At 71.6% G+C, this 21,376-nt stretch carries 22 protein-coding genes; 15 read left to right on the forward strand and 7 right to left on the reverse strand.

Features of this window, described 5'->3' with window-relative positions; genetic code table 11:
• Positions 1-298 precede the first annotated feature (298 nt).
• From AB0A69_RS07280 to AB0A69_RS07310, 7 genes are all read right to left on the reverse strand, one after another.
• Positions 299-1,699 carry an 8-oxoguanine deaminase gene (locus tag AB0A69_RS07280; RefSeq protein ID WP_361416259.1) on the reverse strand — a complete coding sequence of 467 codons (1,401 nt, stop codon included), beginning with the start codon at positions 1,697-1,699 and terminating at the stop codon, positions 299-301.
• Between the two features lie 51 nt (positions 1,700-1,750).
• Positions 1,751-3,232 carry a nucleobase:cation symporter-2 family protein gene (locus AB0A69_RS07285; RefSeq protein ID WP_361416261.1) on the reverse strand — a complete coding sequence of 494 codons (1,482 nt, stop codon included), beginning with the start codon at positions 3,230-3,232 and terminating at the stop codon, positions 1,751-1,753.
• Between the two features lie 71 nt (positions 3,233-3,303).
• The gene (gene pucL, locus AB0A69_RS07290) at positions 3,304-4,227 is read right to left on the reverse strand and encodes a factor-independent urate hydroxylase (RefSeq protein WP_361416263.1); all 924 of its coding nucleotides are present in this window, start codon (positions 4,225-4,227) and stop codon (positions 3,304-3,306) included.
• A 7-nt stretch (positions 4,228-4,234) separates the two neighbouring features.
• Positions 4,235-4,624: a hydroxyisourate hydrolase gene (gene uraH, locus AB0A69_RS07295; protein ID WP_361416265.1), complete on the reverse strand. Its 390-nt coding sequence runs from the start codon at positions 4,622-4,624 to the stop codon at positions 4,235-4,237.
• Entirely contained in the window at positions 4,621-5,169 is a 549-nt protein-coding gene (uraD, locus tag AB0A69_RS07300) for a 2-oxo-4-hydroxy-4-carboxy-5-ureidoimidazoline decarboxylase (protein WP_361416267.1), read from the reverse strand. The genes uraH and uraD overlap by 4 nt, the downstream gene beginning before the upstream one ends.
• 154 nt (positions 5,170-5,323) lie before the next feature.
• Positions 5,324-5,701, reverse strand: coding sequence for a helix-turn-helix domain-containing protein (locus AB0A69_RS07305; protein ID WP_361416269.1), 378 nt, complete (start codon positions 5,699-5,701; stop codon positions 5,324-5,326).
• Positions 5,698-5,961, reverse strand: a complete 264-nt coding sequence (locus tag AB0A69_RS07310; RefSeq protein ID WP_361416271.1) for a hypothetical protein — start codon at positions 5,959-5,961, stop codon at positions 5,698-5,700. Before AB0A69_RS07310 ends, AB0A69_RS07305 begins: the two co-directional genes overlap by 4 nt.
• A gap of 193 nt (positions 5,962-6,154) precedes the next feature.
• Between AB0A69_RS07310 and AB0A69_RS07315 the strand changes: the two genes are divergently transcribed.
• From AB0A69_RS07315 to AB0A69_RS07385, 15 genes are all read left to right on the forward strand, one after another.
• Positions 6,155-7,192 (forward strand): lytic murein transglycosylase, encoded by a 1,038-nt coding sequence (locus AB0A69_RS07315; RefSeq protein ID WP_361416864.1) that lies wholly within the window; start codon positions 6,155-6,157, stop codon positions 7,190-7,192.
• Between the two features lie 50 nt (positions 7,193-7,242).
• Positions 7,243-8,244: a sigma-70 family RNA polymerase sigma factor gene (locus AB0A69_RS07320; RefSeq protein WP_361416273.1), complete on the forward strand. Its 1,002-nt coding sequence runs from the start codon at positions 7,243-7,245 to the stop codon at positions 8,242-8,244.
• Between the two features lie 103 nt (positions 8,245-8,347).
• A complete protein-coding gene (locus AB0A69_RS07325; protein ID WP_361416275.1) occupies positions 8,348-9,310 on the forward strand; it encodes an ABC transporter ATP-binding protein in 963 nt (320 codons plus the stop codon).
• Positions 9,307-10,077 carry an ABC transporter permease gene (locus tag AB0A69_RS07330; protein ID WP_361416277.1) on the forward strand — a complete coding sequence of 257 codons (771 nt, stop codon included), beginning with the start codon at positions 9,307-9,309 and terminating at the stop codon, positions 10,075-10,077. The genes AB0A69_RS07325 and AB0A69_RS07330 overlap by 4 nt, the downstream gene beginning before the upstream one ends.
• Positions 10,078-10,081: 4 nt before the next feature.
• Positions 10,082-10,888: an ABC transporter permease gene (locus tag AB0A69_RS07335; protein ID WP_361416279.1), complete on the forward strand. Its 807-nt coding sequence runs from the start codon at positions 10,082-10,084 to the stop codon at positions 10,886-10,888.
• Between the two features lie 6 nt (positions 10,889-10,894).
• On the forward strand, positions 10,895-12,154 hold the full coding sequence (locus tag AB0A69_RS07340) for an MCE family protein (protein WP_361416281.1): 1,260 nt from the start codon (positions 10,895-10,897) through the stop codon (positions 12,152-12,154).
• Entirely contained in the window at positions 12,151-13,191 is a 1,041-nt protein-coding gene (locus AB0A69_RS07345) for an MCE family protein (protein ID WP_361416283.1), read from the forward strand. The genes AB0A69_RS07340 and AB0A69_RS07345 overlap by 4 nt, the downstream gene beginning before the upstream one ends.
• Before the next feature lie 20 nt (positions 13,192-13,211).
• On the forward strand, positions 13,212-14,192 hold the full coding sequence (locus tag AB0A69_RS07350) for an MCE family protein (protein ID WP_361416867.1): 981 nt from the start codon (positions 13,212-13,214) through the stop codon (positions 14,190-14,192).
• On the forward strand, positions 14,189-15,313 hold the full coding sequence (locus tag AB0A69_RS07355; RefSeq protein WP_361416285.1) for an MCE family protein: 1,125 nt from the start codon (positions 14,189-14,191) through the stop codon (positions 15,311-15,313). The genes AB0A69_RS07350 and AB0A69_RS07355 overlap by 4 nt, the downstream gene beginning before the upstream one ends.
• Positions 15,314-15,339: 26 nt before the next feature.
• Positions 15,340-16,650 carry an MCE family protein gene (locus AB0A69_RS07360; protein WP_361416870.1) on the forward strand — a complete coding sequence of 437 codons (1,311 nt, stop codon included), beginning with the start codon at positions 15,340-15,342 and terminating at the stop codon, positions 16,648-16,650.
• A complete protein-coding gene (locus tag AB0A69_RS07365) occupies positions 16,647-18,002 on the forward strand; it encodes an MlaD family protein (protein ID WP_361416287.1) in 1,356 nt (451 codons plus the stop codon). Before AB0A69_RS07360 ends, AB0A69_RS07365 begins: the two co-directional genes overlap by 4 nt.
• An 8-nt stretch (positions 18,003-18,010) precedes the next feature.
• Positions 18,011-18,586 (forward strand): hypothetical protein, encoded by a 576-nt coding sequence (locus AB0A69_RS07370; RefSeq protein WP_361416289.1) that lies wholly within the window; start codon positions 18,011-18,013, stop codon positions 18,584-18,586.
• Positions 18,587-18,611: 25 nt separating this feature from the next.
• Complete coding sequence (locus AB0A69_RS07375; RefSeq protein ID WP_361416291.1) at positions 18,612-19,343, forward strand: hypothetical protein; 732 nt, start codon at positions 18,612-18,614, stop codon at positions 19,341-19,343.
• Positions 19,344-19,580: 237 nt separating this feature from the next.
• Positions 19,581-20,420 (forward strand): TIM barrel protein, encoded by an 840-nt coding sequence (locus tag AB0A69_RS07380; RefSeq protein ID WP_361416293.1) that lies wholly within the window; start codon positions 19,581-19,583, stop codon positions 20,418-20,420.
• A 36-nt stretch (positions 20,421-20,456) separates the two neighbouring features.
• Complete coding sequence (locus AB0A69_RS07385) at positions 20,457-21,347, forward strand: 2-hydroxy-3-oxopropionate reductase (RefSeq protein WP_361416295.1); 891 nt, start codon at positions 20,457-20,459, stop codon at positions 21,345-21,347.
• Positions 21,348-21,376 lie beyond the last annotated feature (29 nt).

Below are 21,376 nucleotides of genomic sequence, written 5' to 3' on the forward strand. Positions count from 1 at the left end.
CGCGCGATGACGTGGATTTCAGGGAGGTGGTGCGGTGTTGCAGGTAGTGCGCCCGGTGCGTGTCGTCGGACGTGGGGGAGGAGGACACGCGTTCACCGTTCCGGGGGGTGCGGGTACCACTCTGGGTACGCACCCCCCGGCCCGGCTGCCATGGACCCCGCTCGGGTCCACGGCGACCGGTCGAGGGCCGTCCCCCTCGACCGGACTTCGTGGATCGCCCCGCCCGGCCGGAGGAACCGGCCGGGTGGCGATGTCCGACCGGGTGTCAGGTACCCGGCCGGAGTGTGGTGCCAGGGGCTCAGCCCTGGGCGGCGATGCGGGCGAGGCGCTGGGCCTCTTCCCGGGTGGAGCGCGCGATGGCGTCCTCGTCGACCGTCAGCAGGCGGTTGTTCTCGACGATCTGCTCGCCGTTGACGAACGACGCGGTGACCGGGGCCGCCGCGCCGAAGACGAGGGCGGTCACCGGGTCGGCGATGGAGGCGTGCGCGAGGGTGTCCAGCTTCCACAGCACCAGGTCGGCGAGCTTGCCCGCCTCCAGGGAGCCGATCTGCTCGGCACGGCCGAGGACCTGGGCGCCGCCGTAGGTGCCGAGGCGCAGCGCCTGGCGGGCGTTGAGGGCGGCCTCGCGGTGCACGCTGTTGAGGCGGTTGATCAGCAGCGCGTTGCGCAGCTCGGTGTGGAGCTCACCGGACTCGTTGGAGGCGGTGCCGTCGACGCCGAGGCCGACCGGGACGCCGGCCTTCAGCATGTCCGGTACGCGGGCGATGCCGGCGGCGAGGCGGGCGTTGGACGACGGGCAGTGCGCGACGCCGGTCTTCGTCCGGGCGAAGGCCTCGATGTCGGAGTCGTTCATGTGGACGCAGTGCGCCATCCACACGTCCTCGCCGAGCCAGCCGGTCGACTCGAAGTAGTCCGTCGGGCCCATGCCGAACAGTTCCTTGCAGAACTGCTCCTCCTCCACGGTCTCCGAGCCGTGGGTGTGCAGGCGCACGCCCAGGCGGCGGGCCAGCTCGGCACCCTGCTTGAGCAGCTCGGTGGAGACGGAGAAGGGGGAGCACGGCGCGACGGCGACCTGCGTCATGGCGTCGAAGGAGGCGTCGTGGTGCTTCTTGACGGTCTCCTCGGTCGCGGCGAGCGCGCCCTCGAGGGTCTCGACGGCGAAGTCCGGCGGCAGGCCGCCGTCCTTCTCGCTGCGGTCCATGGAGCCGCGGGCCAGGGTGAAGCGGACGCCCATCTCGGAGGCGGCCTTGATGATGGCCCCGGACAGGTCGCCGGAGTTCTTCGGGTAGACGTAGTGGTGGTCCATGGCGGTGGTGACGCCGCCGCGGGCCATCATGGCGAGGGACCCCTGGGCCGCCGAGTACCCCATCTGCTCGTCGATGCGCGCCCACGTCGGGTACAGGGCGACGAGCCAGTTGAAGAGGTTGTGGTCGGTGGCCAGGCCACGGGTGATCCACTGGTAGAAGTGGTGGTGCGTGTTGACCAGGCCCGGGGTGACCAGATGGCCGGTGGCGTCGATCCGCCGGACCACGTTCTCCAGGCCCTCGGGGGCCTTGCCTGCTCCGATCGACTCGATCCTGTTGCCCGCGATGACGAGGTGACCCGAGGCGTACTCGGTGTCGTTCGCGTCGACGGTCGCGATGGCGCAGTTCTCGATCACGATGCGCTGGGTAGCGCTCTGGGCTGCCGAAGGTGCCATGGTGCTTCCTTCTTCTTTCAATGGCAGTGGCTGTGTGGGCACGGCAGGACCCTAGGAGGATTTGAGTGCCGGGGCCGCGTGACGGCTCCGGGTGCCGAGATGGTGGAAGAACAGGTTGAGCAGGACCGCGACGAGCGCTCCCGCGCTGATCCCGGAGCCGAGCACGGTCTGTGCCCATGCGGGGAATCCGGCGTAGAAGGTGGGCGCGGCGAGCGGGATGATGCCGGCTCCGAGTGCGACGGCCACCAGGATGATGTTGGAGCTGTCGTCCAGTCCGGCCTCGGAGAGCGTACGGATGCCGCTGACCGCGATCGAACCGAACAGCACGATACCGGCACCGCCCAGGACGGGCATAGGGACCATGGAGACGACCGCACCGAGGACCGGGAAGGCGCCGAGGACGAGGAGCGCTCCGCCCGCGACCGCGACGACGTAGCGGCTGCGTACCCGGGTGAGGGAGACGACGCCGACGTTCTGGGCGAAGGCCGAAGTGGGGAAGCCGCCGAAGACGGGACCGACGAGCGTGGCGATGCCGTCCGTGCGCAGGCCGCGGGTGATGGTCTTCCCGTCGGTGCGCCGCTCGCAGATCTCGCCGAGGGCGAGCATGCCGGCGCTGGACTCGGTCATCAGCACCAGCATCACGATGCACAGGGAGAGGATCGCGGCGGGCTGGAACTCGGGCGCGCCGAAGGCGAAGGGCGCGGGCAGCGCGGCGACCGGTGCTTCGCGCAGGGAGCTGAAGTCGGCCATCCCGAAGGGGATCGCGGCGAGCGTGCCGATGAACAGGCCCAGCAGCAGGGCGATCTGCTTGACGAAGCCCTTGCCGAAGCGCTGGAAGAGCAGGATCACGACGAGCGTGAAGGCGGCGAGCGCCAGGTACTTCATGGCGCCGAAGTCGGCGGCGGTCTTGTCCCCGCCCTGCGCCCAGCCGACCGGTACGGGCATCAGGGTCACCCCGATGAGGGTGATGACGACGCCGGTGACGAGGGGCGGGAAGAAGCGGAGCAGCCGGCCGAAGAAGGGTCCGACGGCGAGGCAGAACACTCCGGCGACCATCACCGCGCCGTAGATGGCGGGGAGTTGGTGGCCGGGGGCGCTGGTTTCGGCGATGGCGAGCATCGGCGCGATACCGGCGGAGGAGGCGGCGTTCACGAACGGGAGCCGGTTTCCGGCGACGTTGGTGATGCCGATGGTCTGGAGGATGGTCGCGAGCCCGGCGATGAGCAGGCTCGCGGCGATGAGGCGGGTCATGCCGGCCGCGTCCAGGCCGACGGCCTGCCCGATGATGAGCGGAGGGGTGACGACACCCGCGTACATGGCGGCGATGTGCTGGAGCGCGGCGGGGACGAGCCGCGAGAAGGGCAGTTTCTCGTCGACGGGGTGGCAGTCGACGACGCCGTCCGGTCCGGCGGCGCTCAGGGGTGCGGGGTGGGCCGCGGAGGTGAGCACCTCCGGGGCGGCACCGGGCGGCGCGGTGGCGTCCGGCGAGGTGGAACACGGGCCTTCGGATGCCGGCCCTGCAGGCTGTGCCATTGCTGGTCCCTCCGGTCCGGTGCCGCCCCGCCCGACCGGGGTCGGGCGGGCGGGGCGGTCAACGGCCTGGCTCAGAGGTTGGTCATGTCGACCGGGATCTGGGGCTCGACGCCGTCCCGCAGGATGGTGGCCTCGATCAGGCCGTACGGGCGGTCGGCCGCGAAGTAGACCTCGTTGTCGTTCTTGAGCCCGAACGGCTCGAGGTCGACCAGGAAGTGGTGCTTGTTCGGCAGGGAGAAGCGCACCTCGTCGATCTCCGACCGGTTGTTGATGATGCGCGAACCCATCTGGTACAGCGTCTGCTGCAGCGAGAGGGAGTAGGTCTCCGCGAAGGCCTGGAGCATGTGCTTCCTGACCTGCTCGTAGGACCGCTCCCAGTTGGGCATCCGCTGCTCGTCGTCGGTCCAGTTGAACCGCCAGCGGCCGGAGACCTGGGTCGCCAGGATGCGGTCGTACGCCTCCTGCAGGGTCGTGTACTTGTCCTTGACGTAGCCCCAGAACTCCGAGTTGGTGGAGTTCATGACGACCAGGTCCTTCAGACCGGAGATGACCTGCCAGTTCTCACCGTCGTAGGTGATCTCGCTGACGCGGGTCTCCTGGCCCTTGCGGACGAAGGAGTGCTTGACCTCGTCGGCGCCGATGAACTTGGAGTTGGCGTCCGAGGTCTCGATGCGCTCCCAGGCGTACTCCTCGATGCGGATGCGCGCCCGGTGGATCGGCTCCTGCGACGTCACGAAGTGACGGGCGAGGTGGATGCCGAACTGCTCGGCGGACTCGATGCCGTACTCCTTGGCGAACGCGTACACCGTGTTCTTGGTGGTGTCGGTCGGCAGGACGTTGGCGTTCGAACCCGAGTAGTGCACCTCGTCCATGTCGCCGGAGAGGGCGACCGAGACGTTCAGGTCCTTGATGTGGTGGGTGTCGCCGTCCCGCGTGATCTTGACGACGCGGTTCTCTGCTTTGCCGTACTGGTTCTGGCCGAGAATCGTGGGCATGTGTCTGCTAGCTCCCTCGGTAAACGGAGTAGCCGAACGGGTTGAGCAGCAGCGGTACGTGGTAGTGCTCGCCCGGTACGACGGCGAACGTGATCGCCACCTCCGGGAAGAACGCGCCGCTGTCCCTTACGCGGGGGGCGTCCTGCTGCGCCTCGGCTTGCTTCTTGTCGAAGTACGCCTCGGTCTCGAAGTCGAGACGTACGTGGGTGGTGCCTTCCGGCAGGGCCGGCAGGTCCTTGCAACGCCCGTCCGCATCGGTCTGCGAGCCGCCGAGCGCCACCCACTCCGCGTCGGAGCCGCTGCGGGCCGCGAGGGAGATGGCGACGCCTTCGGCGGGGCGGCCGATGCTGGTGTCCAGGATGTGCGTGGACACCGAGGCGGTGGTTTCCGTGCTCATGCGTGTGCTTCCTCTACGAGACGGGTCAGGCGGATGCGGTTGATCTTGCCCAGTTCGGTGCGGACGATCTCCCGCTCCTGCTCGGGCGAGTTCTCGATCCGCTCGCGGACCGCGTCGCGCATCTGCTCGCCGGTCCTGCCGGTGGCGCAGATCAGGAAGACGTGCCCGAACTTGTCCTGGTACGCCAGGTTCAGCTCGAGCATTTCCGCTTTGAGCGCCTCGGAGGCGCCGGCCATCCCGCTCTGCTCCCGGGAGGAGGTGGGGTCACCAGGCTTCGGGCGGCCGATCGGCGGGTGCCCCGCCATCGCCTCGGCCAGGTCCTCCGCGGTCAGCTCGGCCATGGCGGCGTCGCTGGCGAGGAGAAGGGCTTCGGTGGTGGCGTACGGGCGCTGGGCCAGCAGCTTGCTGCCCCACGCCGAACTGGCGCACACCTCGTGCAGGGCGGCGAGCGCGTCGCTGTCCGCCGAGGTGTTGAACCGGGTGAGGCCCGCGGGGGTCTCGGGGGCGCTGTCGTCCCCCGAAAGGCGCTGTGAACTCGAGGTCACGGGAGCCTCCGTGGCTGTTTTTCGCTGTGCTTTGACGGGCTGCGGATAGCTAACGCCCTCCGCCAACGCCCCGTCAACACTTTGTTGAAACTTCGGTGACACAAAAGCCGCCGTCCCGACATGCGGACGGCGGCTTTCTACCCAACGTGTTCAGCTACTCACTCTTCGCGGCGTTTTCCCTGTTCAGGTAGTTGTAGACGGTGAAACGACTGACGCCGAGGGCGTTCGCCACCGTCTCCACGCCGTGCCGCACCGAGAAGGCTCCGCGCGCCTCCAGGGTACGGACCACCGACTGCTTCGTCTTGCGGTCCAGCGCGGACAGCGGCATGCCGTGGCGCCGCTCCATCGCCGCCAGGATGCGCTCCAGCGAGTCGGCGAGCTGCGGAAGCCGTACGGCCAGGATCTCCACGCCCTCCCACGCGAGGACGACGTCGTCGGCCGCGGCCTGCTGGGGGGTCAGTATCTCGGCGCCCATCGCGTCCACCAGCGGCTTCACCGCGGTGACCAGGGGGTGATCTCCCGGCTCGGTCACTTGTCGTCCTCTCCGGCGTCGCCGATTACGTTGACCTGCAACGACACCCGGGTGGCACCCGCGCCCAGAGCCCGCCGCAGGAGCGCGTCGACGGCGGTGAGCACCGCGTCCGCGCCGCCCTCGGCGGTGTTGCCGAAGGGTCCCACGTCCACGGCGTCCAGGTCGGCCGCCTCGATGACCTCGCGCGCCACCAGCGCGTGCGCGGGGGCCTCGTCCAGGTCGAACGGCTCGGTCGTGAACTCCACTCTCAGTCGCTGCATGCCCCCCACGGTAAGGCCCGGCAGGCCGCCTTCCGCCGCCGGTCCCGAAAATCGCCCCGCCCCGCGCGACGGACCGGGCCTCCCGCCCCGTAGAGCCGGTGACAGGGCCGGACGGGCAGGGAGGGCGTACGCGGTGACCGAACGCGCACACAAGGAAAGAGCTGTCAGGGGCACGGCGCTCGCGGCGGCGGCGATGATGGCGCTGACCGCCTCGCAGGCGCCGGGGGCGGTGGCCTCGGCCACGGAGGAGTCCGACGGGCGGGGCCACGTCGCGACGGGACCGAGCGTGACGGGCGACTCGCCGTACCGCACGGAGCTGCCGCCGCTGCGGACCGGGAAGGGGACGGCGGCCGCCCCCGCGACAGCGGCCGAGGCCACCAGCACCGGCGGCCTCGGCGGAACGCTGCCCGCCACCGTTCTGGCCGCCTACCGGCACGCCGAGACCGCGCTCGCGAGCAGTGCGCCGGGCTGCGGCCTGCGCTGGCAGCTGCTCGCGGCGATCGGCCAGGTGGAGTCGGGCCAGGCGCGCGGCGGGCGCCTCACCGCCGACGGCACGACCGTGCGGCCCATCCTGGGCCCGCGGCTCGACGGGAACGGCTTCGCGCTGATCAGGGACACGGACGGCGGGGCGTACGACGGGGACGCGGCGTACGACCGCGCGGTCGGGCCGATGCAGTTCATCCCGTCGACCTGGGCCGCCTGGGGCGCCGACGGCAACGGCGACGGCCGCGCCGACCCGGGGAACATCCACGACGCGGCGCTGGCCGCCGGGCGCTACCTCTGCGCGGGCGGGCGCGACCTGACGGACCCGGCCGACCTGGACCGGGCGATCCTCGGCTACAACCACTCGGCGGCGTACCTGCGGACGGTCAGGGCCTGGTACGCGTACTTCCTCGGCGGGGAGCCCGTGGTGGTCGCCGGTCCCGCGGTGAGCACGGAGCCGTCGCGCACGCCGGCGCCGGAGCCGTCCCGCTCCCCCGCCCCGGGGCGGCCGAGCGCTCCGTCGAAGGCCGGTCCCAGCCCCGTACCGCCGAAGCGGGCGGAACCGTCGGGGTCCTCGGAGCCGGCCCGGCCACGGCCGACCGGTACACGAGAGGCCTCGGAAGCACCGCCTACGGAATCCCGTCTTCCGATTCCGGATGCCGATGCCGTCCTGCCCGGTCCGCCGCTCGGCAACGGTCAGGACTCGATGCCCGCAGCCCCCTCCACAATTCCGGATACCGGGCGGTAATGTCGCGACCCGCCGGAGGCTGTACCGGCGGGTAGCGCGAAGGGGCCCTCATGGTGACGGACGTGTCCGATGACCGCTGGCAGCGGGCGTGGAGCCACCGCGAGCAGCTGCTCAAGGTGGCCCGGCGCAGGTCCATGAGCCTGGAGGACGCCGAGGACGCCGTGCACGAGGCGATGCTGCGCGCCGCCGAGCAGCCGCACCTCGACGACGAGCGCCTCGGCGCTTGGCTGACCACGGTCACGATGCGGCTGTGCGTCGACCGGTACCGCCAGGTCCACCGCGACACGGACCCCGCCCGGGCCGCCGCGCTGGTCCCGCCCGGCCCGGCGCCGGTCGACGAGCTCGTGTGCGACCGCGCCGAGGCGAGGTGGCTGGCGGTACGCAGCGGGGAGCTGCCCGCGCGCCAGGCGGAGGCCCTCTGGCTGAAGTCCGAGGACCTGGACGTCGGGCAGGTCGCCCACAAGATGGGCCTCAGCTACCGCACGGTCGAGTCGCTGCTGGCCCGCGCCCGCCGCACGCTGCGCAACTCGCTGGCCGCCACGCTGGCGCTGCTGCTGTGGCTCTGCGGGCGCGGCCGTCCGCGCTCCACCCAGGTGGCGGTGGCCGCCGCCTCGACGGCCGCGACCCTCGCCGTGGCCGGGTTCGTGCTGCCGCACGCACAGGACCGGCCGCCGGCCCAGGACCGGCCCGCCTCCGCGCCGGTGACCTCGGGGGCGGCGGACGTCCGGCCCACGGCCGTGGCGCCGTCGCCGTCACCCTCCCGGACGCCGGCACCGGCGCCGGCGGCGACGCCGTCCACGAAGCCCGCACCCGTGGACCGTACGGCTCCGGCGCAGCCGCCGCTGCGGTCGCTGCCGTCCCTGCCGCTGCCCACGCCGACGCTCCCGGAGGTCCCGCCGCTCCCCGCGGTCCCGGAGGTCGGGAACGTCGCGGAGGTACCGCCGCTCCCCGAGGTCCCGGAGCTCCGCGTTCCGGAGGCGCCGCTCCCTGCGGTGGACCTCCCCGCCCCCGTACCGGTCCCGCAGCTGCCGTCGGAGCTCCCCGCACCCTGACGGAGAGCCCCTCCGGAAAAAATTCCGGATCCCCGCGACGGACACCCCGCCCCTCCCCGTAGAGCAGACGACGGAGCTGCTCACGGGCTGAAGGGTGAACCGGATGGGTGTCGAGATCTGCGTGGAAGGGCTGACGAAGTCCTTCGGCGACCAGGTCATCTGGCAGGACGTCTCGCTGACACTGCCCGCCGGGGAGATCTCGGTGATGCTCGGCCCCTCGGGCACGGGCAAGTCGGTCTTCCTCAAGACGCTCGTCGGGCTGCTCAAGCCCGACCGGGGCTCGATCCGCATCGCGGGCCGGGACATCACCACCCTCCGCGAACACGACCTCTACGAGGTGCGCAAGCTCTTCGGGGTGCTGTTCCAGGACGGCGCGCTGTTCGGGTCGATGAACCTGTACGACAACATCGCCTTCCCGCTCCGCGAGCACACCCGCAAGTCCGAGGGCGAGATCAAGCGCGTCGTCCTCGAGAAGATGGACATGGTCGGTCTGATCGGCGCCGAGGAGAAGCTCCCCGGTGAGATCTCCGGTGGCATGCGCAAGCGCGCCGGGCTGGCCCGCGCGCTGGTCCTCGACCCGGAGATCATCCTCTTCGACGAACCGGACTCCGGCCTCGACCCGGTCCGCGTCGCCTACCTCAACCAGCTGATCGTCGACCTCAACGCGCAGATCGACGCGACGTTCCTGATCGTCACGCACGACATCGCCTCGGCCCGCCAGGTCCCCGACAACATCGGCCTGCTCTTCCGCCGCGAGCTGGTGATGTTCGGCCCCCGCGACCAGCTGCTGACCAGCGAGGAGCCCGTCGTACGGCAGTTCCTGAACGGCCGCATGCAGGGCCCGATCGGCATGGCGGAGGAGAAGGACGCCGCACAGGTCGAGCAGGAGCTGGCCCAGATCGACCGGTCGGGCGACGCCCCGGCGCCCCTGACGCCCCGGCTGCTGCCGAGCGCCGGGATCGACCGGCCCGACCGCTGGCAGGCCATCGCACGGCGCGAGGAAGCGGTGAAGGGCGCGGTGAAGGAAGTGGTGAAGGAAACGGTGAAGGAGGCGGTGGCCGAGTGAGCCTCTCCCCCGTCGGCGCCCTGCGCCACTCCGGCAGCCTCTTCGCGCTGGCCCTGGACGTGCTGCGCACACTGCCCCGCCGCCCCTTCCAGGTACGGGAGTTCATCCAGCAGGCGTGGTTCATCGCGAGCGTCACCATCCTGCCGACGGCGCTCGTGTCGATCCCCTTCGGCGCGGTCATCGCCCTCCAGATCGGCAGCCTCACGCGCCAGCTGGGCGCCCAGTCGTTCTCCGGCGCCGCCTCCGTCCTCGCCGTCCTGCGCGAGGCCTCCCCCATCGTCACGGCGCTGCTGATCGCGGGCGCCGGCGGCACCGCGATCTGCGCGGACCTCGGGGCGCGCAAGATCCGCGAGGAGATCGACGCGATGCAGGTGCTGGGCATCGACCCGATCCACCGGCTCGTCGTCCCGCGCGTCCTCGCCTCCATGCTGGTCGCGGTCCTCCTCAACGGCCTGGTCTCCGTCGTCGGCGTCGCGGGCGGCTACTTCTTCAACGTCGTCCTCCAGGGCGGCACACCGGGGGCGTACCTCGCCTCCTTCACCTCCCTCGCGCAGATCTCCGATCTGTGGGCCGCCGAGGTCAAGGCGCTGGTCTTCGGCGCGATCTCGGCGATCGTCGCCTCGTACAAGGGCCTGACGGCGAAGGGCGGTCCGAAGGGGGTCGGCGACGCGGTCAACCAGTCCGTGGTGATCACCTTCATGTTGCTCTTCGTGACGAACTTCGTGCTGACCGCCGTGTACTTCCAAGTCGTTCCGCAGAAGGGGTGATCGCATGGCCGCTCTGTTGCACCGCCTGGAGGAGCTGGGCGCCCAACTCGCCTTCTACGGCCGCTCGCTCGCCTGGACCGGCCGCACCCTGCGCCGCTACAAGAAGGAGATCCTGCGTCTGCTCGCCGAGGTGAGCTTCGGGCGCGGCGCGCTCGCGGTCGTCGGCGGCACCGTCGGCGTCATCGCGTTCCTCTCCTTCTTCACCGGCACCGAGGTGGGGCTCCAGGGGTACGCGGCGCTCAACCAGCTCGGCACGTCGAACTTCGTGGCGTTCCTCTCCGCGTACTTCAACACCCGCGAGATCGCCCCGCTGGTCGCGGGGCTCGCGCTCTCCGCCACCGTCGGCGCGGGGTTCACGGCGCAGCTCGGCGCGATGCGGATCAGCGAGGAGACGGACGCCCTGGAGGTCATGGGCGTCCCGTCGCTGCCCTTCCTCGTCACCACCCGGATGATCGCCGGGTTCGTCGCCGTCATCCCGCTGTACGTCGTCGGGCTGCTGTCCTCGTACTTCGCCGCCCGCACCATCACCACCGGCTACTACGGCCAGTCGGCGGGGACGTACGACCACTACTTCCAGCAGTACCTGCCGCCGGTCGACGTGCTGTGGTCGTTCGGCAAGGTGATCGTCTTCGCCGTCGTGATCATCCTGGTGCACTGCTACTACGGCTACTACGCGCGCGGCGGTCCGGCCGGTGTCGGCGTCGCCGTCGGCCGCGCGGTGCGCACGTCCATCGTGGCGATCAACGTCCTGGACTTCTTCCTCAGCCTGGCGATCTGGGGCGCCGGCACGACCGTACGGATCGCGGGGTAAGGGCCGATGCGCACACCGGTGAAACTGAAACTGCGGCTGTACGGCGTCGTCTTCCTCGCCGTCCTCGCCCTCCTCCTCTCCCTCTGCGTCGCCGTCTACCAGCAGGTCTTCACCCCCGTCGTCCGCATCACGCTGGAGGCGGACACCCTCGGCAACCAGCTGGAGCCGCGTGCCGACGTCAAGCTGCGCGGCCTGCTGGTGGGGGAGGTCAGGGACGTACGGGCCGACGGCGAGAAGGCCACGCTGGACATCGCGCTCAAGCCGGAGCACACGGCGCGCATCCCGGCGAACGTGCACGCGCGGCTGCTGCCCAAGACGCTGTTCGGCGAGAAGTACGTCGATCTCGTGGCGCCCCCGGGCACGCCGGCGGGCCGGCCCATCCGCGCCGGGGACGTCATCACCCAGGACCGCACCAAGGTCGGCATCGAGGTGCAGCAGCTGATGAACGACCTGCTGCCGCTGCTGCGGACGGTGAAGCCCGCCGAACTCAACGCCACCCTGTCCGCGTTCGCCACGGCGCTGGAGGGCCGGGGCGACCGCATCGGCGACAACCTGGTCCGCGTCGAGGACTACCTGCGCCGCCTCAACCCGCACATGCCGTCCATCAAGGAGGACATCACGCGGTTCGCCGATGTGGCCGAGGTGTACGGGGACGCCGCGCCCGACCTGCTGCGCATCCTGCGCAACACGCTCACCACCAGCCGCACGATCGTCGAGAAGCAGGACCAGCTGGCCGCCCTGTTCACCTCCACGGCCACGGTCTCCCGCACCGCCGAGGGCTTCCTCGACGAGAACGGCGACCGGCTCATCACCCTGGGCCGCGTCTCCCGCCCCACCCTGGCGCTGTTCGCCCGTTACGCGCCCGAGTACCCGTGCCTCCTCAAGGGGCTGGTGAGGCAGGAGGCCGCGGCCGAGGAGACCTTCAGAGGGGGAGAGATGCGCATCACCCTGGAAATCGTCCGGCAGCGGCCGGGTTACGAGCCCGGCGAGGAGCCCCGCTACCGCGAGCGGTCGGGCCCCAACTGCCGGGGCCTTCCCGGACCGGCGGTCCCGGCCGGGCACACCAAACTCGACGACGGTACGCGGGACGCGCACCCCGGCCACGGCGGGCCGGGCGCCCGCCCCTCGTCCGCCACCGCCGCCGAGCAGCGCGCCGTGGGCGCGCTCGTCGCTCCCGTGATGGGCGTACCGGCGGACGAGGTGCCGGCGGTGGCGACACTGCTGTTCGGCCCGATGGCGCGCGGGACGGCGGTGAGCGTCGCATGAGCCGGGTGACGAACGCGCGCGGCACCGCGGCGCCGCTGATCAAGTTCGGCCTCTTCGCGGTGGTGACGGTCCTGGCGACCACGCTGCTGGCGGCGACCATCGTCACCATCTCCTTCACGCCCGAGCACACGTACAAGGCGGTGTTCAGCGATGTCACCAGCCTGGAGGAGGGGGACGACATCCGGGTCGCGGGCGTACGCGTCGGTGAGGTGGAGGAGATCGCCATCAAGGACCGCACGCTCGCGGAGGTGACCTTCACCGTCACCGAGGACCGGCCGCTGCCGGCCGGCACCGGCGCCGTCATCCGCTACCGCAGCCTGGTCGGCCAGCGCTACATCGCCCTGACGGAGGGGGCCGGCGACGGCACCCGGCTACTGCGGCCCGGCGGCACCATCCCGCTCGCCCGCACGCAGCCCGCGCTGGACCTCAACGCGCTGCTGAACGGCTTCAAGCCGCTCTTCGCGGCGCTCAGCCCCGAGGACGTCAACCAGCTCGCCACCGAGATCATCAAGACGTTCCAGGGCGAGGGCGGCACGGTCAACAGCCTGCTCGCGCACACGGCGTCGCTCACCACCACGCTCGCGGACCGGGACCAGCTGATCGGCTCGGTGATCGACAACCTCAACACCACCCTGGCGACGCTCGACCAGCGGGGCGCCCGCTTCTCCGGGCTGATCCAGCAGCTCCAGCGGCTGATCTCCGGCCTGGCCGCCGACCGCAAGCCCATCGGCGAGTCGCTCGTGAACATCAACAACCTGACCGAGGCCACCTCCGGCCTGCTCGCGGAGGCCCGGCCGCCGCTCAAGGACGACATCGCCGAGCTGACCGAGCTCACCGGAACGCTGAACGAGAACGAGAAGACCGTGGAGGGCGTGCTGAAGCGGCTGCCGAACAAGCTCACCAAGCTGACGAGGACCGCCTCGTACGGCTCCTGGTTCAACTTCTACCTGTGCGACTTCGACGGCCGGATCGTGCTGCCGAAGACGAAGGAAGTCATCACCCCCGAGCTCCACGTCGCCCGGGCGAGGTGCTCATGAAAAGGCTGAAGCGGCCCCGCATGATCCCCTTCCGGGACCGCAACCCCGTCACCATCGGCGCCGCGGGCCTGACGGCCCTCGCCCTCCTCACGGTCGCCGCCTTCAACGCCGACAGCCTGCCGCTGATCGGCGACGGCGAGACGTACAGCGCCGCCTTCTCGGAGGCGGGCGGCCTCAAGCCCGGTGACGAGGTGCGCATCGCCGGGGTGAAGGTCGGCAAGGTCGACGAGGTGGACCTCGACGGCGACCACGTCAAGGTGGTGTTCCGGGTCAAGGGCGACCCCGCGTTCGGTACGCGGACGGGGGCCGCCATCCGCATCAAGACGATCCTGGGCGCCAAGTACCTCGCCCTGGAACCGAAGGGGCCCGGGCAGCTGGCACCCGGCAGCGAGATCCCGCTGAACCGTACGACCCCGGCGTACGACGTCGTCGCGGCCTTCAGCGATCTGACGACCACGACCGAGCAGGTCGACACGGAGCGGCTGGCGACGGCGCTGGACACCATCTCCACCACCTTCGAGGACTCCCCGGACGAGGTGCGGGCGTCGATCGAGGGCCTGTCGCGGATCTCCCGCACGGTGGCCTCCCGCGACCAGGCGCTGCGCGAGCTGCTGGCCCACGCCAACGGCGTGAGCGGGGTGCTCGCGGCGCGCTCGGGTGAGTTCACGAAGCTCGTCGAGGACGGCGACGCGCTCTTCACGGAGATCGCCCGGCGCCGGGCGGCGATCCACGCGCTGCTCAAGAGCTCCGCCGCCCTCGGCATCCAGCTCTCCGGCCTGGTCCGGGACAACAAGGCGCAGATCGGCCCGGCCCTGGAGGGCCTGAACCAGGTGGTGGCGATGCTCGAACGCAATCAGGCGAGCCTGGACCGCTCCATCAAGCTGATGGCGCCGTACGTCCGGGTCTTCACCAACACCCTCGGCAACGGCCGCTGGTTCGACAGCTACATCCAGAACATGGTCGCCGCCCCGGTGGTCCCGCGCACGGGAGGTGCCTCGTGACGAAGCGACGCGTGCTCACCCTGATCGTCGCCCTCGCGGTCGTCGCCGCCGCCACCGTGGTGCTGTGGCCCCGCTCGGAGCCGGTGCGCGTCACCGCGTACTTCCCGCGCACGGTCGGCATCTACCCCGGCTCCGACGTCCGCGTGCTGGGCGTGCGCATCGGCGAGGTCAAGGAGATCACCCCGCAGGGCCGGCGGGTGCGGGTCACCCTGGAGTACGACGCCGAGCGCGCGGTTCCGGCCGGCGCCCGGGCCGCCATCATCAACTCCTCCGTCGTCAGCGACCGCTACGTCCAGCTGCTCCCGGTGTACCGGGGCGGCGAGCGGCTGCGCGACGGCGACGTCATCCCGGAGGAGCGGACGGCCGTGCCCGTCGAGCTGGACCGCGTCTTCGACAGCCTGCACACGACGGCGGAGGCGCTCGGCCCGCGCGGCGCGAACAAGGACGGGTCCCTCTCCCGGCTGCTGGGGGTGAGCGCGGACAACCTCGAAGGGCAGGGCGCCAAGCTGCACCAGACGGTGGAGGACCTGTCCCTGGCGGTGACCACGCTGTCGGACGGCCGGCAGGACCTGTTCTCGACCGTCCGCAACCTCCAGGTCTTCACGGCGGCGCTGGCGGCCGACGACAAGAGCGTGCGGTCGTTCAACGACAGCCTGGCGCAGGTCGCCGACCAGCTCGCCGCCGAGCGCAAGGACCTGGCGGCCGCACTGCGGCACCTGGGCGTGGCGCTCGCCGACGTGTCCGCGTTCGTACGGGACAACAAGAAGGCGCTGACCACGAACGTGGAGGGGCTCTCCAAGGTGACCAAGGTGCTGGTCACGCAGCGCGCCGCGCTCGCGGAGCTGCTGGAGGTGGCGCCGACCGGTCTGTCGAACCTCCAGAACGCCTACAACCCGTCCTCCGGGACGCTCGACACGCGCAACAACCCCGACCACCCCCAGGACCCGGCCTCGCTGCTGTGCTCCCTGCTCTCCACCACGGGCGAGGCGAAGGCCAAGGACTGCGCGGAGCTGAGGAAGCTGTTCGACTCGCTTCCGGAGCCGCTCACGTCCGCTGCGCCGGTCGCCGGGAGCGGCTCGGTCGACCGGACGCTCGGCGGAATCCTGGAGGTGGACGCATGAGCAACGGACGCATGAGGGCCGGACGTATGAGGGCACCGCGTGTAACCGCCGTCGTGTGGACGGCCGCCGGTTCGCTGCTGCTGTCGGGCTGCGGCTTCGACGGCCTGTACGACGTCGGCCTGCCGGGCGGCGCGGCCGCCGACGGCGACGCGTACCGCGTCACGGTCGAGTTCCGGGACGTCCTGGACCTGGTGCCGCAGTCCGCGGTGAAGGTGAACCACGTGACCGTGGGCGCGGTCGAGAAGGTGGAGCTGGACGGCTGGCACGCACGCGTGCGGCTGCGCGTCGACGACTCGGTGAAGCTGCCGGCCAACGCGGTCGCCGAGCTGCGCCAGACGAGCATGCTCGGCGAGAAGTACGTGGCGCTGTCGGCTCCCGTGGACGCGGCACCGGCCGGGCGGCTGAAGGACGGGGCGCGCATCCCGCTGTCGCGCTCCGGGCGCAACCCGGAGATCGAGGAGGTGCTGTCGGCCCTGTCGGCGCTGCTCAACGGCGGCGGGGTCGCCCAGCTCAAGACGATCACCACGGAGCTCAACAAGGCCCTGGAGGGCCGCGAGAACCGGGTGAAGTCGCTGCTGAAGGAGCTCGACACCTTCATCGGCGGCCTCGACGCGCAGCGAGCCGAGATCGTCCGCGCCCTGGCCGGTCTCGACCGGCTCTCCCAGCGGCTCGCGGCGGAGAAGAAGACCATCGCGCAGGCCGTCGACACCCTGCCGCCCGCCCTGAAGGTGCTGGCGGACCAGCGGACCAAGCTGACGGCGATGCTCACCTCCCTGTCGGCGCTGAGCACCACCGGCACGAAGGTGATCAACGCCTCGCGCTCCGACGTCGTCGCCAACCTGCACAGCCTGCGGCCGATCCTGGAGCAGCTGAACAAGGCGGGCGACGATCTGCCGAACGCCCTGGAGCTGCTGACCACGTACCCCTTCCCGCGCAACGCCGTGGACGCGATCAAGGGCGACTACGTCAACCTCAGGGTCACCGCCGATCTGGACCTGGCGAGCATCTACGGAAACCTCGACGACGAGCCGCCGACGGCGCCCGGCCTCCCGGAGGTGCCGGGCGTACCGGGGCTCCCGGAGGCGCCCGGGCTGCCGGAGGTTCCGACGCTGCCGGAGGCCCCCGGCGTACCGGAGGTGCCCGGTGCGCCGGCGCCCACTCCGCCGCTGCCGCGGCCACCGGGCGGAGGCGGCGGTGCGAATGGAGGCAGCGGGGATGGCGACGGCGCGCTCTGCCCGCCGGTGTGCACCGGTACGCAGATCGCGTACGGAGGCTCGCATGCGGGCTCGTACGACATCGCGCTCGCGGAACTGCTGCTGAAGGGGATGCAACCGTGATCACCCGTACGGTCAAGGCCCAGCTCCTCGCCTTCGCCACCGTGACCGCCGTGGGCGTGTCGTACGTCGGCGCCCAGTACACCGGGATCGTCGACGCGATCCTCGACCGCGGCTACCGCGTCCACGCCGACTTCGCCGACTCCGGGGGCGTCTTCGCGGGCGCGGAGGTGACGTACCGCGGCGTGCCGGTGGGCCGGGTGGGCGAGCTGCGGCTCACCGGCGGCGACGGGACCGGCAAGGGGTCCGGCGACGGGGCCGGCGGCCGGGTGGGCGACGGGGTCACGGTGGAGCTGGACCTCGAGGACGGGGTGCGGATCCCGGCGGACACGGTCGCGGTCGTGGCGAACCGTTCCGCCGTCGGCGAGCAGTACGTCGACCTCCAGCCGCGCGGCGCGGGCGGTCCGTACCTGCGCGACGGCTCCACGATCCCGCGCAGCGACACGCGCGTGCCGCTGCCGGCCACCGAGCTCGTGCTGAGCCTGGACCGGCTGGTGAACTCCGTCGGCAAGGAGGACCTGCGGATCACGGTCGACGAACTGGGCAAGGCGTTCGCGGGCACGGGCCCGGAGCTGAGCCGGCTGGTGGAGTCCGGCAACCGGCTCGTCGAGTCGGCGTCGGACTCCCTGCCGCAGACCATCGCGCTGATCGAGGACTCGCGGACGGTCCTGAAGACCCAGGCGGACAAGGGTTCGGCCATCAAGGCCTTCTCGGAGGACCTGGCGGCCCTGACCGCCGAGCTGAAGTCGAGCGACGGCGACCTGCGCCGGCTGATCGGCGCGGGCGCGCCCGCCGCGCAGGAGCTCGACTCGCTGCTGACCTCGACCCGGCCCCATGTGCCGGTGCTGCTCGGGAACCTCATCAGCGGCGGCCAGGTCACGGTGGCCCGGCTGCCCGGCGTGGAGCAGGCGCTGGTCACCTTCCCGGTGGTGGTCTCCGGCAGTTACACGGTGATCCCCGGCGACGGCACCACCCACTTCGGGCTCGTCGTCGGCGCCGACGACCCGCCCGCGTGCCGGCAGGGGTACGGCACCCAGCGCCGCGACCCGGCCGACACGAGCGAGCGCCCGGCGAACACGCGGGCGCACTGCGCGGCCCCGCGCGGCTCGCAGACCTCGGTGCGCGGCGCGCAGAACGCGCCGGGCCCCTCGGGGGCCGCCCGTGGTGGCGGCGGCGCCGGCCCGGCGGCGTACGGCGCTCCGCAGGCCACGCCGCACGTCACCCCGTACGACCCGGCGACCGGCGCCGCCGCCGGTCCGGGCGGCAGGCTCGTCGAGATCGGCTCGACGGGCGGCGAACAGAGCATGTTCGGAAAGGACTCTTGGCAATGGCTGCTCGTCGGACCGATGGCATGACCGCCGGCATGACTGCCGGCATGGCCGCCGGCATGGCCGCCGGCATGGCAGGGGCCGTGCGGCGGCGCTGCGTCCACGCGCTGCGGCGCCTGCGGGCGGCCGCGCGCCGGGGCCGGGCCATGCCCGCGACGCTGGCGGTGGCGACCGTGGCGGTGACGGCCGCCTCGGGCTGGCTGAGCGTGCAGGTGTACGAGCAGCGGGCCGAGGAGAAGCGCCGCCAGGACATCCTCGCCGCCGCCCGCCAGTCGGCGCTGAACTTCACCTCGCTCGACTACCGGCACTACGGACGGGACAGCGGCAACGTCCTGAAGGGCGCCACGGGCGAGTTCAAGGAGCAGTTCGCGGCGCAGACGGCGCAGCTGACGAAGCTGGTGGCCGCCAACAAGTCGGTGTCGGAGGGCCAGGTGCTGGAGGCGGGCATCGTCCGCGCCGACGACCGGTCGGCGCGCGTGCTGGTGGTCGCCGACTCCAAGGTGACCAACACCGCCGCGCCGCAGGGCCAGGCCCGTACGTACCGGCTCCAGCTCGATCTCGTACGCGAGGACGGGCGCTGGCTGACGTCCGGCGTCGAGTTCGTCGGCTGACCGGCCGACCGAAAGGAGAAACCCCGTGGCGAACACGACCACCCGGGGCCGGGGCGCCGGCTCCCCTGCCCGTCGCTCCCTGCCGGCCGCCGCCCGCGCGGCGGCCAAGCGCGCCGAGCGGGCCGCCCCCGGCGCCCCCGTGGTGTCCGGACGGACCCTGCGCGCGCGGGAGGAGCCGGGCGCACAGGCACCGCCGCCGGAGCCGGACTGGGAGGCCCCCGACTGGGAGGGACCGGAAGGGCCGCCTCCGGGGCGTCGGCGCCCCGCGCTGCTCGCGGTGCTCGCCGTGCTGCTGGTGGCGGGGATGGTGGCGCTCGCCGTACTCGTCCGGGCGTACGCGGACGGGCGGGGCACCGACCGGGCGCGGGCGGAGGCGGCCGAGGCGGCGCGCGAGGCGGCTCCGGTGGTGCTCTCGTACGACCACCGGCGCCTGGAGAAGGACTTCGCGGCGGCGGGGGCGCGTCTGACGGGCGCGTTCCGCGACGAGTACCGCAGGACGACCACGAGCGTGGTGGCGCCGACGGCGAAGAAGTACCGGGGCGTGGTGAAGGCGTCGGTGGTGGAGCCGCCGGACGGTGGCGCCCCGGCGGTGTCGGTGGTGTCGGCCTCGCCGGACCGGGCCGTGGTGCTGCTCTTCGTGAACCAGGTCACCACGAGCACCCAGGTGTCGGGGCCGCGCGTGGACCTGAACCGGGTGCGCATGACGCTCACGCGCACGTCGGAGGGGTGGAAGGTGAGCGCCGTCGACGCGCTCTGACCCAGCGCTCCGACCCGGCGCTCCGACCCGGCGCTCCGACCTTCCGACGACTCCTCCGGCCCCTTCTTTCCGTACAACCGCACAGGGATCCCCAGGCGCCTTCCGGGCCATCGTCCGGAAGGCGCCTTTTTGTGTGCCCGTTTTGGGTGCCGGTCTTGACAGCCGTCCCCCCCGCCAGGCAATCTTCCGTTAAGCAGAAACGAACTTCCGCAATACGGAAGGAGCGCCGAACCCCTCATGGGATACACGGACCAGCGCTTCGATGTGAACCTGTCGATCCTCTTCACGGAACTCCCGCTCCTGGAGCGCCCCGCGGCTGCCGCCGCGGCGGGCTTCACGGCGGTCGAGCTGTGGTGGCCCTGGATCGAGACGCCCACGCCCGACCAGAGCGAACTCGACGCCCTGAAGAAGGCGCTGGACGACGCCGGCACCCAGCTGGTGGGCCTGAACTTCTACGCCGGCGCCCTTCCGGGCCCGGACCGCGGCGCGCTGTCCGTCCCGGGTGAGGAGTCGGACCGCTTCCGCGCCAACATCGACGTGGCCGCGGACTTCGCCGCCTCGGTCGGCTGCAAGGCGCTCAACGCGCTCTACGGCAACCGCGTCGAGGGCGTCGACCCGGCCGTCCAGGACGAGCTCGCCCTGGAGAACCTGGTCGCCGCGGCCCGCGCCGCCGACCGGGTGGGCGCGATCCTCCTCGTCGAGACCCTCAACAAGCCGGAGTCGCCGCTCTACCCGCTGGTGAGCGCCCCGGCCGCGATCGAGGTCATCGACAAGGTGAACGCGGCGACCGGCCTCGGCAACGCCAAGTTCCTCCTCGACATCTACCACCTGTCGATGAACGGCGAGAACGTCGGCGAGGTCATCGAGGCGTACGCCGCGAAGACCGGCCACGTCCAGATCGCGGACAACCCGGGCCGTGGCGCGCCGGGCACCGGCTCGCTGCCGCTGGAGGAGCTGCTCGACCAGCTCAAGAAGGCCGGTTACGACGGCTGGGTCGGCCTGGAGTACAAGGCCGGCGACCGCCCGAGCGCCGAGTCCTTCGACTGGCTCCCGGCCGAGGCCCGCGCGGCCCGCTGACTTCTTCCCGCACCACCAGTTTTTGAGAGGCACCTCATGAGCAATCTCCCCAAGATCGCGTGGATCGGCCTCGGCATCATGGGCTCCCCCATGTCCGAGAACCTGATCAAGGCCGGCTACCAGGTCACCGGCTACACCCTGGAGCAGGACAAGCTGGACCGCCTGGCCAAGGCGGGCGGCACGGCCGCCGGCTCGATCGCCGAGGCCGTCAAGGACGCCGACGTGGTCATCACGATGGTGCCCGCCTCCCCGCAGGTCGAGGCCATCGCCTACGGCCCCGAGGGCATCCTGGAGAACGCCAAGTCGGGCGCCCTGCTGATCGACATGTCCTCGATCACCCCGCAGACCTCCGTCGACCTGGCCAAGAACGCCAAGGAGAAGGGCATCCGCGTCCTGGACGCCCCTGTCTCCGGCGGTGAGGCCGGCGCCATCGAGGCCGTACTGTCGATCATGGTCGGCGGCGAGCAGGCCGACTTCGACGAGGCCAAGCCGATCCTCGAGGCCCTCGGCAAGACCATCGTGCTCTGCGGCCCGCACGGCTCCGGCCAGACGGTGAAGGCCGCCAACCAGCTCATCGTGGCGGTCAACATCCAGGCGTGCGCCGAGGCCGTCGTCTTCCTGGAGAAGTCCGGCGTGGACCTCGCCGCGGCCCTGGACGTCCTCAACGGCGGTCTGGCCGGCTCCACGGTCCTGACCCGCAAGAAGGACAACTTCCTCAACCGCGACTTCAAGCCCGGTTTCCGGATCGACCTGCACCACAAGGACATGGGCATCGTCACCGACGCCGCCCGCAACGTGGGTGCGGCCCTTCCGGTCGGCGCCGTGGTCGCGCAGCTCGTCGCCTCCCTGCGCGCGCAGGGCGACGGCGGCCTGGACCACTCGGCCCTGCTGCGCGCCGTCGAGCGCCTCTCCGGCCAGCAGGTCTGATCCCGGTGAGCCGCCGGTTCCGCCCGGCG

This window comes from Streptomyces sp. NPDC045431, assembly GCF_040646655.1.
Lineage (GTDB): Bacteria > Actinomycetota > Actinomycetes > Streptomycetales > Streptomycetaceae > Streptomyces.